1 rRNA gene is annotated in these 285 nt (G+C 47.0%); it reads left to right on the top strand.

What is annotated here, in order from left to right:
* Window positions 1–285: ribosomal RNA gene (locus WFZ85_RS16300) — 16S ribosomal RNA — on the top strand; the annotation flags it as partial.

The following is a 285-nucleotide window of genomic DNA, read 5'->3' as shown; positions in this document are numbered from 1 at the left end:
AAAGCGTGGGGAGCGAACAGGATTAGATACCCTGGTAGTCCACGCTGTAAACGATGGATACTAGCTGTTCGGAGTAATCTGAGTGGATAAGCGAAAGTGATAAGTATCCCACCTGGGGAGTACGTTCGCAAGAATGAAACTCAAAGGAATTGACGGGGGCCCGCACAAGCTGTGGAGCATGTGGTTTAATTCGATGATACGCGAGGTACCTTACCAAGGCTTAAATGTAGATTGACCGGTTTGGAAAAAGACTTTTCGCAAGACAATTTACAAGGTGCTGCATGG

This window comes from Flavobacterium aureirubrum (genome assembly GCF_038739835.1).
Lineage (GTDB): Bacteria > Bacteroidota > Bacteroidia > Flavobacteriales > Flavobacteriaceae > Flavobacterium > Flavobacterium aureirubrum.
Note: the sequence above shows the minus strand (reverse complement) of the source record. Positions and strands in the feature narration are given on the sequence as shown.